We start from the raw sequence: 689 nt of genomic DNA, 5'->3' as shown, positions 1-689 counted from the left end.
CCGCCAGACCAAGGCGTTGAAGTTGCCTTTGCCGGTCGCTCCAATGCAGGAAAATCTTCAGCCATCAACTCAATCACTAACAATAAGAAGCTTGCCCGAACCAGTAAGACTCCCGGCAGAACCCAACTGATTAACTTTTTTTCCCTTAGCACGCCCGGGGTTCGGCTAGTCGACCTGCCCGGCTATGGCTTTGCAAAGGTATCCCTGGACCTGAAAGCTGAATGGGGAAAGCACCTCGATGACTATCTACGCAACCGAGAAAGCCTTGCGGGCTTAGTGCTTATCATGGACATCCGCAAACCTCTTACCGAGTTCGACCAAATGCTACTCGACTGGTCCAGTGAATGTCAGCTACCTACATTAATCCTTCTAACTAAAAGCGACAAACTCAAGTTTGGCCCTGCAAAGCAAGTCATGTTTCAGGTTAAGAAGCAGTTAGAAGCACACCAATCTCTGGAAGATGTCATTTTGTTTTCGAGCCTGAAAAAGTCTGGCATAAAAGAAAGCCGCTTTGCTCTGGACAAGATTATCAATCAGCGCTTGCTAGATAATAGCCCTTCCCCTGAAGACAGCCAAGAAGATTAGACTTTTGGCGCGATCCCTTCAAAGCGATAGTTTTCCTGCAATTCCAGCGCTAAGGCCCGTTTGTCTTCATACAAATAAGGTATGACATAGTCGAGTATTTGATA

General features: G+C 47.0%; 1 protein-coding gene. It reads left to right on the top strand.

Annotated features, from left to right (window positions below; all coding sequences use genetic code 11):
- Positions 1-585 (top strand): ribosome biogenesis GTP-binding protein YihA/YsxC (gene yihA / locus A3735_RS08010; protein WP_068637884.1); only part of this gene is annotated, 585 nt, incomplete at its 5' end.
- Positions 586-689: the final 104 nt, after the last annotated feature.

The organism is Oleiphilus sp. HI0061 (assembly GCF_001635675.1).
This window is presented reverse-complemented; position numbering and strand designations above follow the sequence as displayed.